The sequence below is a fragment of the Brucella sp. NBRC 113783 genome (assembly GCF_040372265.1).
GTDB lineage: Bacteria > Pseudomonadota > Alphaproteobacteria > Rhizobiales > Rhizobiaceae > Brucella > Brucella teleogrylli.
This window is the reverse complement of record NZ_BAABRX010000005.1, coordinates 43,118-57,431: the sequence shown is the minus strand read 5'-3', so window position 1 is coordinate 57,431 and position 14,314 is coordinate 43,118. Positions and strand designations below refer to the sequence as shown.

Genomic DNA, 14,314 nt, shown 5'->3' with positions numbered 1-14,314 from the left:
CTATTCCTTCACCGCCGCGTTGCCGGTCTGGTTCTGGGTCAACTGACTGCCAGCGCCATCGGTCGTCTGCGCCTGTTTGCGCTCGCGCACCTCGCCGGTCGTATCATCAACAATGACATCGACCGCCTGCACTTCCTGACCGGCGCGGACGAGCTGCGATCCTTCCACGATGACCCGGTCGCCAGCCGCAACGCCGCCGTTGACCAGCCAATTATTGCCGACGCTCTGGCGGACTTCGAGGACGCGCTCCTCTACCTTGTTCTCGGCATTGACGAAAAGGCCGGTCGGCTCGCCCTTGGCATTGCGCGAAACGCCGCGCTGCGGCAGGAGGAAGCTGTTGGGCGCAACGCCCTCTTCCACCAGCGCGCGCACGTACATGCCCGGCAGAAGCAGTCGATCCGGATTGGGGAATGTGGCGCGGAGCGTAAAGGTGCCCGTCGTCTCGCTGACTGCGGATTCTGCAAATTCCAGCTTGCCCGGCAGCGGATAGATCGCGCCGTTTTCCAACTTGAGCCGCACGCTGACATTTTCACCACTGATCTTGATGCGCCCATCCTGGATGGCCTGACGAAGATTGAGCAGATTGGTGCTCGATTGCGTCACATCGACATTGATGGGGTCAAGCGTGCGGATGGTGGTCAGCGCCGTGTCCTGGCTGGCTGTCACCAGCGCGCCGGGCGTCAGGGTCGAGCGGTCGATGCGTCCGCTGATCGGCGCCTTGATCGACGTATAATCAAGGTTGATACGCGCCGTTTCCAGCGCGGCTTTCGCTGCCGCAACATCGGCCTTGGCCTGCGCCAGCGATGCAACCGCATTGTCGAGGTCCTGCTTGCTGACGGCGTTCTGCTTGATCAGCCCCTGATAGCGCGTCACCATGGATTGCGCGCTGGGTACAGTCGCTTCCGCCCGCTGGAGATCGGCAGCTGCACTCTCATAGGCAGCCTTATAGCTGGCAGGTTCGATCTGATAGAGCGCATCGCCCTCTTTGACCTCGCTGCCTTCCGTAAACAGCCTCTGCTCGATGATACCGCCAACCTGTGGTCTGACTTCCGCCACTAGCGACGCGGTGGTGCGCCCCGGCATTTCGGCATTGATCGAGACCGATTGCGGCTGCAAGGTCACAACGCCAACCTCCGGTTTCGGCAGCGCCGCGGCATTGGTGCCCGCCTTCTGGGATTGCTCCTGCGAACAGGCAGAAACCAGCAGAAGCGACGCGGCGGCCAGCGCCATTCCGAAAGACCGCGCATCTGGGAGGAAGCGACACGGTTTGCTACGGGAAATCAGCGGCTGAACCATACTATAAACCTTGTTTACTGAGCGATTTGGTTGCGACCGGCAGCGTCACGGTTTGCGCGATGCCGTTCGGCGTTTTGTTGGCGATATCGATGCGCCCTCCCATGCGCTCGATAATTTCCTTGGCGATGGCCAGCCCAAGCCCCGCACCGGGATGCATTTTCCGGCGTCCCGCATCGACCCGGAAGAAGGGCTCGAAAATGCGCCCTATCAATTCTTCAGGAATGCCCGGACCGTTATCTTCTATAAGAACGACTGCTTCGCCGTTCTTCTCAACACTCGACACAACAGCGTGATGGCCATGGGTTGCCGCGTTGATCATCAGGTTGCGCAAGGCGCGCGTCAGCGCAATCGGGTTGGCCTGCACGACGAGGGGCTGCGCGGTTTTCACCGGCTGCAACTCTGCCGAATAGCCAATCGCCCGCAGTTCCGCGACCAGTTCGGTCACGAGGCGGTCGAGCTGCAAAATCTCCGTCGCGCCGTTGCTGTCCACTTCCTCGCGCACGAGACGAATGGCGCTGTCGGCGATGGAATCGAGCTCTTCGAGATCTGCCAGCCATTTCGCACGCTCCGCCTCATCTGCGACGAATTCGGCGCGCAGCCGCATCCGCGTCATCGGTGTGCGCAGATCATGACCGGCGGCGGCAACCAGCCGCATGCGGCTTTCCATTGCCGTCTTGAGCCTCGTTGACAGGCGGTTGATGGCCTTTGCAGTTGCGCGCACTTCGCCCGATCCGGTTTCGGGGATCAGCGGCAGGACGCCATCCGGCCCGATGCGCGTCACCGCCCCTTCGAGCAGGCGCAGCGGCTTCGTGATCTTGGCAGCGGCGAACAATGAAATGACAGCACTGCCCAGCACAATCAGGCAGACCCACAAAGCCAGCACGCGAGCGGCGCCTTCCGGCGGCCCCATTTGCGGAATTTGCAAAATGATCCACCGATCCTCGCCAAGTTTGACCGAGACATTGTCCGTCCTCGGCGTGTCCGCATGGCTGACGATCAGCGGCCAGTTCTTACCGTTTGCAGCCAGCGCGCGCGAGATGAAGCGGGTTCCCCTCTCATCGACATTCGTATCAATGGGTTTGTCCTGAACGACAAGGCCATAGGCTTGCGCTGCTGCCGGGTTCTGAGTGAACAGCGACACCTGCAGCATGATCTGGCGCGCCAGCGGATCAGACGTCAGTTCGCGCGGCGGCGGACTGAGTACGCGGTCCGCCGCAAATGTCGCCAGTCCCACAACGGAGACGATGGCGCAGATCAACAACAGAGCGATGCGATTGCGCAATGTGTTCATCGCGTCACAACCGATGTTTTGACCGGTATCGTCAGCTGATAGCCGCCATTGCGCACGGTCTTGAATACATCGCCAGCCTGACTGTCATCAAGCTTGCGGCGCAACCGGCTCATAAGAACGTCAATCGAGCGATCAAGCGGGCCGCGTCCCCGCCCCTGTGTGAAATCGAGCAGCTGGTCACGCGACAATAGCCGACCAGGACGCTCCACGAATACTTTGAGCAGATCGAATTCAGCCGCCGTCAGATCGACCTGCGCGCCATCATCCCTCGCAACCTTGCGCAGCTGCGGGTCGAGGACGAAGGCGCCGAAATGGAAAAGCGTAACATCATCATTAGTGGATAATGGAACATGCTGGCTGCGGCGCAGCACAGCCTTGATGCGAGCCGTCAGTTCGCGCGGATTGAACGGCTTGCCCAGATAGTCATCCGCGCCGATTTCCAGACCGATGATGCGATCCACATCCTCTTTCAATGCAGTCAGCAGGATGACCGGAATGCTAGGCTCCCGGTCACGCAGCCGCCTGCAAATGTCGAGGCCCGAACCATCCGGCAACATGACATCCAGAACAATCAGATTGGGGTTGGTCTCCGTGAGACGCTTTTCGCATTCGCGGCGATCGCCCGCCACCGAAACGCGAAAACCCTGCTCGCTGATATAGCGCGACAACAACGAGCGGATTTCCGGGTCGTCATCGACGATCAGTATATGGGGCGGAACGCTCATTCGGGCTCGTGACGTTATCAATCAGGTGTTGTTGAAAAACACTATAGCCACTTCACGGCGGGCGGTTTTCATTTTTTTGTAACCGAATATTTCCGCGTCGAAGCCAGAAACATTCCGCAACAAATGAGCCTTGAACCGCCTGTCCGGCAACAACCGGACCAGGCGCAGTTTCTTCAACACCGTGCCGGCTCGGCCGTGATCGAACAGGGATCACGCCCTTTCACTGATGACGCGCCGCAAAAGAGTATTGGCCGTGTTGATATCGGAACTCTCAAATTCCCGGAACAGATTCTGGTGCACACTATCCAGGATCGTCTGCATGATGGAAACGACACGACGCCCCTCGTCGGTCAGGCTGATCCGGTTGGCCCGCCGGTTGTTCTCATCCACCTCGCGGCGCGCCAGCTGCAGCGCTTCGAGTGAATCGATCATCCGCACCAGCGATGCAGCCGTCAGCCCCATTTCCGTCGCGATATCGATTTGCTTGGCGCCATCGCCCACATAGGCGATCCAGAACAGGCAGGCCGCAACCCCGGAATCAAGTCCAAGGTCCAGCAGCGCCTCATTGGCCAGTGATCGCCATATTTTCGCGGAGACAAGTATATTCGCCATCAAGTCGCGCAATAAAATCATTTTTTCTGCGTCAATCGTCATCGATAAACTTCTTTTCCAATTAGCCGCTCCAAAGGAACGATTAAATCCTCTCATTTTGAAATGCATGATTATACTATCAATCAAATTCGCAAAATCGCAACTTTTTGAAAAATAATGAGAATTTTATAATTAGTTATATAACTATTTCATAGTTTGATTTATTGGTAATCCATATCTAATCATGTAAAAGTAAAAATACAAATCGATATTTATTATATAAATTGGTATCTCTTATGCAACATAACAACTCTATTGGATTTAATTACTTTAAGTTCCATTGAGACCGAAGCTTTGCCGCGATATACATGAACTCTCTCAAAGTTCACGCTGAATCGAGGCAAATCTTATGAAAATGAAGACCGTTCTGATCTCTTCGGCAGCGACGATGATGTCTTTTTCATCTTACGCTGCCGACGCAATCATCGCACCGGAGCCGGAAGCCGTTGAATATGTGCGTGTTTGCGACACCTATGGCGCGGGCTATTTTTACATCCCCGGCACCGAGACCTGCCTGCGCATTCATGGCTATGTGCGTTACGACATGAATGGCGCTGATAATGTCTTTTCGGGCATAGATCGAGAAGGCTGGGACAAGGGCGCCCGTTTTGCGTTGCGCACCTCGACTGCTTCCGAAACCGAACTGGGCACGTTGAAGACTTTCACCGAGACCCGATTCAACTATTGGGCAAATAATTCGCGCAGAACCGACGTTTATGGCTGGAGCGGCTCGGAAGTCGTTCTCCAATTCGCCTATATCGAACTGGGTGGTCTCAAAGTCGGCATCGACGAGTCAGAATTCCACACTTTCACCGGCTATCTCGGCGACGTCATTAACGACGACGTGGTTTCTCCCGGCGCCTATCGCACAGGCAAGATCTCTTACACATTCGCAAGCAGCAGCGGCTTCTCCGCAGTGATCGCTCTCGAAGAGGGCGGCGACAACGATAACGGTTACAGAAATCCGACAGGCCATCATTACACGATCGACGGTTATGTGCCGCATGTCGTCGGCGGCCTGAAATATGCAGGCGGCTGGGGCTCTATTGCGGGCGTCGTTGCGTATGATTCCGTTATCGAAGAATGGGCGGCCAAGCTTCGCGGCGACGTCAATCTGACCGACCGTTTCTCGCTCTGGTTACAGGGCGGCTATGCTTCGGAAGAAGACCCGGACCAGATGTACGGCCAATGGGGCGGCGACTGGGCTGTTTGGGGCGGCCTGAAATTCCTGGCAACCGACAAGGTCGCGTTCAATCTCCAAGGTGCGCATGACGATTGGGGCAAGACGGCTGCTGCCGCCAATATTGCCTACCAAATTGTCCCCGGCTTCACCATCACGCCGGAAGTCAACTACACCAAATTCGGTGGGAACTGGAGGCGTTACGAAGCCGATTTTCGCGACAACAAGGTCAACGATGCCTGGGGCGGCACGGTGCGCTTCCAGCGGTCGTTCTAGTGGCAAAAATGGGCCCCACCAACACTACCAGTTTGTGATGATCTGACCTCCAGTCAAAAGGGCATCACAAAAGGGGGAGCAGCGACAGAACCCGCATCTGTCGCTGCTTTCTATATTTGCAATCAGCCGTCTTTATGCAGACAGCCGTCCGTAACGGGCCAGCACTTCGCGCAGCCCGTCGTGATCGATAGCCTGAACGCGCAGACGGTCGTAAGGCGTGCCGCCCATATCTTCAGCTGCCAGCATCGCATTGACCACTGCTTCCTCCACGCTATCGACCGCAGCGAGATAGAATGGATCGAGCGGCTCGTCATTCACCACTTCCATCTGGAGGAACGGCGCGGAACGGTGTTGCATCGGGCGCTGATTGGCCGTCGAGAAGGCCAGGAAAATATCGCCCGAATTGTTGCCGCCCGGCGTGCCATTGCGACCGATGCCGATCGCGGCGCGACGTGCCAGCCGCTGCAACTGATGTGGCATCAAGGGCAGGTCCGTTGCCAGCACCACGATGATGGAACCGCGCTCCTGCAACTGGCTTTGCGGCGTGCCGTCGCGCATATGCTGGCCAACCGGAACACCGGCAATGGTCAGCCAGTCGCGCTGGCCGTGATTGGCCTGCACCAGCGCGCCAATGGTGAAGCTGCGACCACCGAATTCCACGACGCGCGATGCCGTGCCCGTGCCGCCCTTGAAACCATAGGTGATCATGCCCGTGCCGCCGCCGCAATTGCCTTCCTGCACCGGGCCGGAGGCAACGCTGTCGAGCGACTTGCGCACATCGGCTTCGGTAACCGGAAAGCAGTTGATGTCGTTCAACACGCCGTCATAGGTCTCGGCAATAACGGGCATGATCCAGAGAAAATCGTCGGTCTTGTAGGTCGAGGCATAGCGGTCAACCATCCAGCGGGTGGTGGCGTGATGCGCCATGCCAATGCCATGCGTATTGGTGATGACGACGGGTCCCAGAAAATAACCGCCATCCGCGATCCAGTGCGTGCCGGTCATTTCGCCATTGCCGTTGAAACGATGCACACCAGCATAGACTGGAACAGGCGTTTCCGACTGCATGTGCGGCAGAATGGCCGTCACGCCACTGCGGACAGGACGCTTGCGGCCCGGGCGCGGCTCGTTCTCGATGATCGTTTGAAAGCCGACACCGACGCCATCAACATCGGTGATCGCATTATGCGGACCAGTGCGCCCGGTGAAAGGGATGCCAAGATCGCGGCCACGCGGTTTACGGATAGGTGTTTGTGAGGTCATGCTATTTCTACCGGGAACGAAATGAAGATCGGCAGAAGTCGTAGCACCGGTTTCTGCCGGTTGCTATTGAAGCTTTCGTAGCACGATAACTCCACGTCGGGCGAAGTCAAATAACCTTCGTCTCGTAGAAATAATATAGATCCAAAGATCCGAATGTAAAATCATAAAATATCACTATCCAAAAAAAACATATTTTAAGTTATTATTTATGATTTACAATTATTCGATTGAATTCAGAAAGCTCATCAATTATTGGCCTTATACCTTCTTCAGCCCTAGTTACTCTATCTTTCCATTTAATAAACTTTTTCCATCTTAAATTTAATTCTGGTAGAGTAATACCTTCACCGTGCCAATTTATAGAATCGTTATTGCGAAGATATGATTCGATTTAGAGAACAACCCAAATTTTTTTGACAACGCTTCCTCATAATTTAACTTTGCAAAATCTGCCAAAATATTCACAGGAATAGGATATGTTAATCTGCTTATTAATATCTCTTCTGATTTGGACCATGCCGCCTCAATATGATTCAAATATCGGTCGTTTATGTCTTTGGCCGCTTTTCCAAATTCCGACGAGCGAGCCTGCAATTCTGAAAAGAAACCGTTGCTTGCGCGATGCGTCACATTGGTCGGGACACGCCCAAGAACCTTAGAGTTTTTTCCATAACTTACTGGTTCAACGCTAAAGCTCCCAATAACATCGCGACTGCCGCTCGATAAGCTTTGGGTTCGCCGAAGCGGCGACGATGAGTTGCCGCGCATTCCTTTTGCCGCAGCACGCGATTCTCTGGCGGCAATCACCTCGCCGGTAACGCCGACTTCCTCTATTAATTCTTCTTCCCACATTTTGCCACCTAAAGATGCAACTATTGAGAGTTTACACCCCAAGAAGGAAGAGCCAAGCCGCTCGTACTATCAGCTTCGCTTCGCCGACTTCTTTACGGATTTCACTAACAGCGCCTATCCCGCAACCACATCCAAGTCGAAGACGAGGCGGAGCCATCAGCTTGCAACAGCGCCAACCGTAAGCACGATCCACCAACAGCAATATATCAAATGATCTGTCCGTATCGTGCTGCTGCCGCGATATTCCGTGGAGGCCGGTCAGCCTCCGTATTCAGGGACGATCCAAAAATCATCCGAGAAAATGTCGGACCTTGCCGCAAGACAGGATATCACATTGTAACCGCAGCGCGAGACATGTATGATAAAGTGTCGAATATCTGAGATATCTCCAAATGCGTTACGAATCTTCCAATGAGTCCATTGCTGAAAGCTGCTATCGCCGCATTCGGACCGATATTATTTTCGGGCGGCTGGCGCCTGCGCAGCGGTTGCGGCTGGAAAGCCTGAAGGATTCCTACGACACCAGCGTGAGTACGTTGCGCGAAATCCTCAACCGGCTGTCATCGGAAGGTTTTGTCGTTGCCGAAGGCCAGCGCGGCTTCGAAGTCGCGCCCATGTCGGATGCCGATCTCAAGGAAATCGCTGCATTGCGCCTGTTGCTCGAAACCCACGCGCTGGAGCAATCCTTCGCTTTCGGCGGGATGGATTGGGAGGCGCAACTGGTCTCCGCGCACTACAAGCTTTCGCGGATGGAGCAGATCATGGCGTCAGGCGACGCCAGCCGGGCGGAAGAATGGAAACGCTATGACTGGGAGTTTCATCAGGCGCTAATTTCCGCCTGCGGTTCAAGATTGCTGATGGAAACCCACGCCACCGTCTTCGACAAATATCTGCGCTATCAGATGGTTGCGTTGTCCTATCGCGGCGATGTCGCCGAAAAGGAACACAAGCAATTGCTCGACGCTGCGCTAGCGCGCAATGCGACCGAAGCAAAAGCTATTCTTATCAAGCACATAGATGGCGGCGTCCAACATGCGCTGGCCGGGGGCACCTTGCCCTGATTTGCCACTGCCGTTGATCGTGACCGCCACGGAAAAGGAAACACCATGCTGCGGGAAGAAAGCGCACCCACCGAAACCGTCAGCGATGTAGTTTTCCGGCAGATCCGCAAGGACATCATCTCCGGGACATTACCGCCACGGGCCAAGATCAAGCTGGAACAGGCAAAGGAGCGCTATTCGATCAGCGTCTCGTCGCTGCGCGAGATCCTCAACCGGCTGACCACGGAAAATCTGGTCGTCGCTGAAGGGCAGCGCGGTTTTGAAGTGAGCCCGGCTTCCCGCAAGGAGCTTGAGGAACTGGCCGATCTGCGCTCGGTTCTCGAAACCCACGCCATCGGGCTTTCCTTCGCGGTCGGCGATCTGGAATGGGAAGGGCGTATCGTTGCGGCCCACCACAAGCTCGCCGCTGCGGAAAGAGTGCTGCTTGCGGGCGATGCATCGCGCACCATGGACTGGGTGCGTTACGACTGGGAGTTTCATCAGGCCATCGTCTCGGCATGCGATTCGCAAACACTGCTGACGGCGCTGTCCTCGGTGTTCGACCGCTTTTTGCGCTATCACATGCTGGCGCAGACCTTTCGCGGACGGCCCGTCGTGGATGACCACAAATTGCTATTCGAACTGGCCGTGGCGCGCGATGTCGAAGGCGCGCAAGCCGTTGTGCGCCGCCATATCCTGAGCGGCATGGATCATATTCTCAAAAGCGGGCGCATCGTCTGAACCGCATTCGCTCGTACATATCCGTCGGTTGTCTGTCGGAAAAATGCGTTTTGTGCAAAATACAAAATCTCATATGATTTTTATAAACTCGGTTGATTTGCCAAGCATCATCTGACAAAAATATACTCATACGGCCATCTGATCCACGGGAGAGGATCGACAGAGCGCCAGTTTTTGGGAGGAGGAACGAATGTTTAAATCGATGCTGACACGTCGCAACATGATGCTGGGTGCGGCGGCGCTGGTTGCCGCCGCCGGGATGACCAAGCCCGCATCCGCCATCACGCCGGAGGAAATCAAGGCGCGCGGCAAGCTGATCGTTGGTATTCAGGGCGACAATCCGCCATGGGGTTTCGTGACGAGCGCTGGCCAGCAGGACGGTCTTGACGCCGATATTGCCAATCTGTTCGGCAAGGAACTGGGCGTGCCGGTCGAATTCGTACCGCTCGAAGTCAACAACCGCATTCCCGCGCTGACCACCGGTCGCGTCGACGTGCTGTTCGCAACCATGGCGATGCTGCCGGAACGCGCCAAGGCGGTACAGTTCAGCAAGCCCTATGTGGCCAATGCCATTGTGCTGATCGGCCCGAAATCCATGTCGATCAAGACCAATGAAGATATGGCCAATCTCACCATCGCGGTTGCGAAGGGCGCTGCGCAGGACACGCAGGTGACCAAGAACGCACCATCCAGCGCCACCATCCGCCGCTATGACGGCGATGCGCCAAGCGTTCAGGCTCTGGCTTCGGGTCAGGTGCAGGCATTGGGCGGAAACATCTTCTACATGGACCGCGTCTAGAAGGCCCGTCCGGGCGAATTCGAAAACAAGCTGGAATTCCAGAAGCTCTATAACGGCGCCTGCACGCGTCTGGGCGAAAAGGAACTCAACGCCGCCATCAACAGCTTCATCGACAAGATCAAGGACAATGGCGAGCTGAAGAAAATCTACGACAAGTGGATGAAGGTGCCGGTTCCGGAATTCCCGGAAAAGCTTGAAGGCGTTTCCTTCACGGCGAACTGATAATTCAGCGATCCCGATTGCAGACGCTGGCTAAAAAGCATTCCCGGCAAAAGCGCGAAGCCGCTCTGCGTTCAAATGCATAAAAACAAGATTTGGATTGGCACCGGGGGGCGCCAATCCGATCCTAAAAACGCCAGCGTCTGCAACCGTTTCCTCATGTCGTAAAAACGGCTTACCCGCCGTTTCGGGAAGCACCATGTCCAGAACAATCTTTATCTTGAACGGCCCCAATCTCAATCTGCTCGGCGAGCGGGAGCCGACAGTCTATGGCACCACGACGCTTGCCGATATTCGCGACCGCGCGACACAGGTGGCCGAGACGCTGGGATTTGCGGTCGATTTTCGCCAGACCAATTTCGAGGGCGAACTGGTGGAAAGCGTGCATCAGGCGCGCAAAGGAGCCTGCGGCATCATCGTCAATCCCGCGGGCTATACTTTCACGTCGGTCGCCCTGCTCGATGCGTTGAAAATGTTCGACGGCCCGAAGATCGAGCTGCATATCTCAAACGTCCATGCCCGCGAGAGCATCTACCACAATTCGCTCATTTCGCGTGTCGCAACCGGTATCCTGATCGGGTTCGGCGCGAATGGGTATGAACTGGCCGTGCAAGCCATGGCGAAAATGGTCGACAAGGACTGACCGACAGACATCTGGCCAGCCGCGCCGGTCAATTGGAGCAAGAGAGCAACGGCGATCTCGCCGCGCCTTGATAAAAACAGACAGAGCGAACGATGAATTATACTCTGGATTTCACGCCGGTCATCGATGGCCTCCCCAGCCTGCTGCTTGCCTGTCTGGGCACCTTTACCCTGGCCATATTCGGCATGTTGCTGGCAATCGTCATCGGCATTGGCGGTGTTCTGCTGCGCGGTTCGCGCTACTGGTTTTTGCGATGGCTGGTCATCGGCTTTGTCGAACTCATCCGCAACACGCCCTTTCTCGTCCAGATATTCTTCATCTATTTCGCTCTGCCGCTGGCCGGTGTCCGGCTCGACCCGACGCCGACCGCCATCATTGCGCTCGGCATCAATGGCGGCGCCTATGCCATCGAAATCATTCGTGGCGGTGTTCAATCCATTCCGAAAGGCCAGATCGAGGCGGGCATCGCGCTTGGTCTGCATAAGGCGCAGGTCTTCCGATTGATCGTGCTGAAACCGGCCTTGCGGGCAATTTTCCCATCGCTGACCAGCCAGTTCATCCTGTTGACGCTGACGACCAGCATCGCCTCGGCAATCTCGGCCTATGAGCTGACCTCAGTTGCCCAGCGCATCGAATCCGACAGCTTCCGCAGCTTCGAGGTCTATTTTACCGTCACGGCGTTCTATCTGGTGATTTCCTGGGTCATGATGCGCCTCTTCTCCTTCATTTCGGCGCGCTATTTCGCCTATCCGGTCAAGTAGGAGCATTCCCATGGGTCACGATGAATTCGTCTTCCTGCTGATCGGATTGAAGTGGACGGTCGCGCTCTCCGCCGTGGGCTTCGTCTGCGGCTGCACGGCCGGTCTTGGCATTGCCTTGCTTCGCACATCGGGCTTTCCTGTGCTGGAACGATTGACCGCTGGCTATATCGCGGTCTTTCAGGGCACGCCGCTCCTGATGCAGCTCTTCGTCGTCTATTATGGCCTTGCACTGATCGGGCTGAAACTCGATGCATGGCTGGCCGTCGCCATCGGCCTGACCCTGCATGCCAGCGCCTATCTTGGCGAAATCTGGCGCGGCTCGATTGAGGCGGTTCCCAAGGGACAGATGGAGGCCGCGAAAGCGCTGAGCCTTCGCTATTTCTGGCGCATGAAGGATGTAATCCTGCCGCAGGCGATCCGCATTTCGCTGCCCGCAACCATCGGCTTTCTGGTGCAGCTTATCAAGGGAACATCGCTTGCCTCCATCGTCGGCTTCACCGAGCTGACGCGGGCTGGCAACATCATTTCGAACCAGATTTTCGAGCCGCTCACCGTCTTCGGCATTGTGGGCATTCTCTACTTCCTGATGTGCTGCCCGCTGACGATCTTCGGCGCGCATCTTGAACGTAAATTTGCCGCGTCGAGCCGCTGAGCCTGACCCATGCCCGGAGTGACCCGATGATCCACCAGCCATCCGCCGAGCCCTCCGAAGCGATGATCCGCTTGCAGAATGTCGAGAAATGGTATGGCCATTTTCAAGCCTTGCACGATGTCAATCTGGCGGTGCGCAAGGGAGAAAAGATCGTTCTCTGCGGTCCCTCCGGCAGTGGAAAATCCACGCTCATCCGCTGCATCAATCATCTCGAAACCTACCAGAAGGGTGAAATCCACGTTGGCGGCATGTTGCTCGGCCATGCGGGCAAAACCATCGATGCGGTGCGCCGTGAGGTCGGCATGGTGTTTCAGCAGTTCAACCTGTTCCCGCATCTCACTGTGCTGCAAAACTGCATGCTGGCGCCCATGCGCTCGCTTGGAGCCAGCAAGGCCGATGCGGAAAAAAGCGCCAGGGCGCTTCTGGACCGGGTGAAAATTCTCGAGCAGGCCGATAAATATCCGTCGCAGCTTTCGGGCGGCCAGCAACAGCGCGTTGCGATTGCGCGAGCGCTCTGCATGAAGCCGAAGGTCATGCTCTTCGATGAACCGACCTCGGCCCTTGATCCGGAAATGGTCAAGGAAGTGCTCGACACCATGGTCAGCCTTGCCGAAGAAGGCATGACGATGATCTGCGTCACCCATGAAATGGGTTTTGCCCGTCAGGTGGCCGACCGCGTGATCTTCATGGCCGAAGGCGCGATTATTGAACAGGCGCCCCCGGACGAATTCTTCGCCAATCCGAAGCAGGAACGCACGCGCAAATTTCTGGGCGAACTATTGCACCACTAGTGGTCTGATTCCAACATTTGCATCCCTCGGTTCACGCGCTGAGCAAATGTTGGAATCAAAAAGATCACTAGCAAGTATATGTATCTAGTGGATTTTTCGAATTTGACGTTTGAAACAGCATCTATGTCAGCCGGGATTCAAACGTCAAATTCAATCCACTAGCCTCATCGCAGTCTGCTTGTGGACGAGCGGGACAGAGACGCGCCGGACACGTCGCGCAATATCTGGATAAGCATTTGCAGCGCCCCGGAGCTGACCGTATCCGTCCGCATTGTCAGACCAACCGGCCCGACAGTCTCGCTGGTATCGATCGGTAACATGACCAGTTTGCCTTCCGCCACATCGCGCGCCACGACACCTTCGGAAATGATCCAGATTGCATCGCTCTCGCGAACGAAAGCGCGCCCGAAAGCATCCGACACGGTTTCAACCTGAATGGGCAGCGCGCCAATGCCGTTGGCAATCAGCAACCGCTCCACAAAAGGACGGATGATCGAATTTTGAGTCGGCATCAGCACCGGATAATCCGCCAGATGGTCGAAGACGGGTCGCCCGTCGGTCAGCGGATGCCCTGCCCGGACCAGAAACCGCACCTGCTCGGAATAGAGGTGTTCGAAGGAAAAGCCGGTCATCTTTTCCGGCGCGGCCAGACGCCCGACAACCAAATCGAGATCGCCGACGCGCAACTGCTCCAGCAAAACCGCATTCTCGCCCGTGACGATCTTCACGCGGCTGCCCGCCTTTTCCGCCAGAAACAGGCTCATGGCCTTGGGCATGATGCGTGTGGAAACTGTCGGCAAGGCGCCGACACGAATGGGCGGGCCGGAACCGTCGAGCTCCTGCGAGACCGAATCCAGCCCCTGCCGCAAGGCCGTCAGCGCCGTGCCCGCATGGCGCAGGAATACCTCGCCAAACCGCGTGATACGAATGCCGCGACCGTCGCGCTCCAGAACCGGAACGCCCAGCACCTCCTCCAGCTCACGGATAGTTTTGGTGACGGCGGGCTGGCTGATATTCAAAATTTCCGACGCCTTGACCACGCTCTTCTGCCGCGCCACTTCAACAAAGGTGTGCAGATGGCGAAACTTGATCCTGTTTCCGATCACTTATTGGATAACCTATGAGTTATGTTTT

15 protein-coding genes and 1 pseudogene are annotated in these 14,314 nt (G+C 56.3%); 8 read left to right on the top strand and 8 right to left on the bottom strand.

Annotated elements, in window-relative coordinates; all coding sequences use genetic code 11:
* The 5 genes from ABWW11_RS16410 to ABWW11_RS16390 form a co-directional block, all read right to left on the bottom strand.
* On the bottom strand, window positions 1-1,230 hold the full coding sequence (locus tag ABWW11_RS16410; protein ID WP_235858951.1) for an efflux RND transporter periplasmic adaptor subunit: 1,230 nt from the start codon (window positions 1,228-1,230) through the stop codon (window positions 1-3).
* Between the two features lie 67 nt (window positions 1,231-1,297).
* Complete coding sequence (locus tag ABWW11_RS16405; protein ID WP_319081123.1) at window positions 1,298-2,587, bottom strand: ATP-binding protein; 1,290 nt, start codon at window positions 2,585-2,587, stop codon at window positions 1,298-1,300.
* A complete protein-coding gene (locus tag ABWW11_RS16400; protein WP_109367149.1) occupies window positions 2,584-3,312 on the bottom strand; it encodes a response regulator in 729 nt (242 codons plus the stop codon). The genes ABWW11_RS16405 and ABWW11_RS16400 overlap by 4 nt, the downstream gene beginning before the upstream one ends.
* A gap of 21 nt (window positions 3,313-3,333) precedes the next feature.
* Window positions 3,334-3,492: a hypothetical protein gene (locus ABWW11_RS16395; protein ID WP_167836076.1), complete on the bottom strand. Its 159-nt coding sequence runs from the start codon at window positions 3,490-3,492 to the stop codon at window positions 3,334-3,336.
* A 30-nt stretch (window positions 3,493-3,522) separates the two neighbouring features.
* Complete coding sequence (locus tag ABWW11_RS16390; protein WP_319081125.1) at window positions 3,523-4,032, bottom strand: MarR family winged helix-turn-helix transcriptional regulator; 510 nt, start codon at window positions 4,030-4,032, stop codon at window positions 3,523-3,525.
* A gap of 280 nt (window positions 4,033-4,312) precedes the next feature.
* On the opposite strand from ABWW11_RS16390, the gene ABWW11_RS16385 reads away from it, so the two are divergent.
* Window positions 4,313-5,419 carry a porin gene (locus ABWW11_RS16385; RefSeq protein ID WP_109367147.1) on the top strand — a complete coding sequence of 369 codons (1,107 nt, stop codon included), beginning with the start codon at window positions 4,313-4,315 and terminating at the stop codon, window positions 5,417-5,419.
* Window positions 5,420-5,551: 132 nt separating this feature from the next.
* On the opposite strand, the gene ABWW11_RS16380 is transcribed toward ABWW11_RS16385, so the two are convergent.
* The gene (locus tag ABWW11_RS16380; protein WP_109367146.1) at window positions 5,552-6,682 is read right to left on the bottom strand and encodes a DmpA family aminopeptidase; all 1,131 of its coding nucleotides are present in this window, start codon (window positions 6,680-6,682) and stop codon (window positions 5,552-5,554) included.
* Between the two features lie 357 nt (window positions 6,683-7,039).
* A complete protein-coding gene (locus ABWW11_RS16375; RefSeq protein WP_109367145.1) occupies window positions 7,040-7,534 on the bottom strand; it encodes a hypothetical protein in 495 nt (164 codons plus the stop codon).
* A gap of 392 nt (window positions 7,535-7,926) precedes the next feature.
* Between ABWW11_RS16375 and ABWW11_RS16370 the strand changes: the two genes are divergently transcribed.
* The 7 genes and pseudogenes from ABWW11_RS16370 to ABWW11_RS16340 all read left to right on the top strand — a co-directional run bounded on the left by ABWW11_RS16370 (window position 7,927) and on the right by ABWW11_RS16340 (window position 13,180).
* Complete coding sequence (locus tag ABWW11_RS16370) at window positions 7,927-8,595, top strand: GntR family transcriptional regulator (protein WP_109367144.1); 669 nt, start codon at window positions 7,927-7,929, stop codon at window positions 8,593-8,595.
* Between the two features lie 45 nt (window positions 8,596-8,640).
* On the top strand, window positions 8,641-9,315 hold the full coding sequence (locus tag ABWW11_RS16365) for a GntR family transcriptional regulator (protein ID WP_109367143.1): 675 nt from the start codon (window positions 8,641-8,643) through the stop codon (window positions 9,313-9,315).
* Between the two features lie 190 nt (window positions 9,316-9,505).
* A pseudogene (locus ABWW11_RS16360) lies at window positions 9,506-10,336 on the top strand (transporter substrate-binding domain-containing protein).
* 196 nt (window positions 10,337-10,532) lie between these two features.
* Entirely contained in the window at window positions 10,533-10,976 is a 444-nt protein-coding gene (locus ABWW11_RS16355; protein ID WP_109367141.1) for a type II 3-dehydroquinate dehydratase, read from the top strand.
* A gap of 92 nt (window positions 10,977-11,068) precedes the next feature.
* Window positions 11,069-11,737 (top strand): amino acid ABC transporter permease, encoded by a 669-nt coding sequence (locus tag ABWW11_RS16350; RefSeq protein WP_109367140.1) that lies wholly within the window; start codon window positions 11,069-11,071, stop codon window positions 11,735-11,737.
* A gap of 10 nt (window positions 11,738-11,747) precedes the next feature.
* Window positions 11,748-12,389 (top strand): amino acid ABC transporter permease, encoded by a 642-nt coding sequence (locus ABWW11_RS16345; protein ID WP_109367139.1) that lies wholly within the window; start codon window positions 11,748-11,750, stop codon window positions 12,387-12,389.
* Window positions 12,390-12,451: 62 nt separating this feature from the next.
* The gene (locus ABWW11_RS16340; RefSeq protein WP_109367965.1) at window positions 12,452-13,180 is read left to right on the top strand and encodes an amino acid ABC transporter ATP-binding protein; all 729 of its coding nucleotides are present in this window, start codon (window positions 12,452-12,454) and stop codon (window positions 13,178-13,180) included.
* Window positions 13,181-13,344: 164 nt separating this feature from the next.
* Here ABWW11_RS16340 and pcaQ read toward each other — a convergent pair whose 3' ends face one another.
* Entirely contained in the window at window positions 13,345-14,286 is a 942-nt protein-coding gene (pcaQ, locus tag ABWW11_RS16335) for a pca operon transcription factor PcaQ (protein ID WP_109367138.1), read from the bottom strand.
* Window positions 14,287-14,314: the final 28 nt, after the last annotated feature.

Coding starts and splice junctions, on each gene's coding strand:
- ABWW11_RS16385 (WP_109367147.1), top strand. CDS start 4,313: ATGAAAATGAAGACCGTTCTGATCTCTTCGGCAGCGACGATGATGTCT.
- ABWW11_RS16410 (WP_235858951.1), bottom strand. CDS start 1,230: ATGGCGCTGGCCGCCGCGTCGCTTCTGCTGGTTTCTGCCTGTTCGCAG.
- ABWW11_RS16400 (WP_109367149.1), bottom strand. CDS start 3,312: ATGAGCGTTCCGCCCCATATACTGATCGTCGATGACGACCCGGAAATC.
- ABWW11_RS16345 (WP_109367139.1), top strand. CDS start 11,748: ATGGGTCACGATGAATTCGTCTTCCTGCTGATCGGATTGAAGTGGACG.
- ABWW11_RS16370 (WP_109367144.1), top strand. CDS start 7,927: ATGCGTTACGAATCTTCCAATGAGTCCATTGCTGAAAGCTGCTATCGC.
- ABWW11_RS16340 (WP_109367965.1), top strand. CDS start 12,452: ATGATCCGCTTGCAGAATGTCGAGAAATGGTATGGCCATTTTCAAGCC.
- ABWW11_RS16350 (WP_109367140.1), top strand. CDS start 11,069: ATGAATTATACTCTGGATTTCACGCCGGTCATCGATGGCCTCCCCAGC.
- ABWW11_RS16380 (WP_109367146.1), bottom strand. CDS start 6,682: ATGACCTCACAAACACCTATCCGTAAACCGCGTGGCCGCGATCTTGGC.
- ABWW11_RS16365 (WP_109367143.1), top strand. CDS start 8,641: ATGCTGCGGGAAGAAAGCGCACCCACCGAAACCGTCAGCGATGTAGTT.
- ABWW11_RS16355 (WP_109367141.1), top strand. CDS start 10,533: ATGTCCAGAACAATCTTTATCTTGAACGGCCCCAATCTCAATCTGCTC.
- ABWW11_RS16390 (WP_319081125.1), bottom strand. CDS start 4,032: ATGCATTTCAAAATGAGAGGATTTAATCGTTCCTTTGGAGCGGCTAAT.
- ABWW11_RS16405 (WP_319081123.1), bottom strand. CDS start 2,587: ATGAACACATTGCGCAATCGCATCGCTCTGTTGTTGATCTGCGCCATC.
- ABWW11_RS16375 (WP_109367145.1), bottom strand. CDS start 7,534: ATGTGGGAAGAAGAATTAATAGAGGAAGTCGGCGTTACCGGCGAGGTG.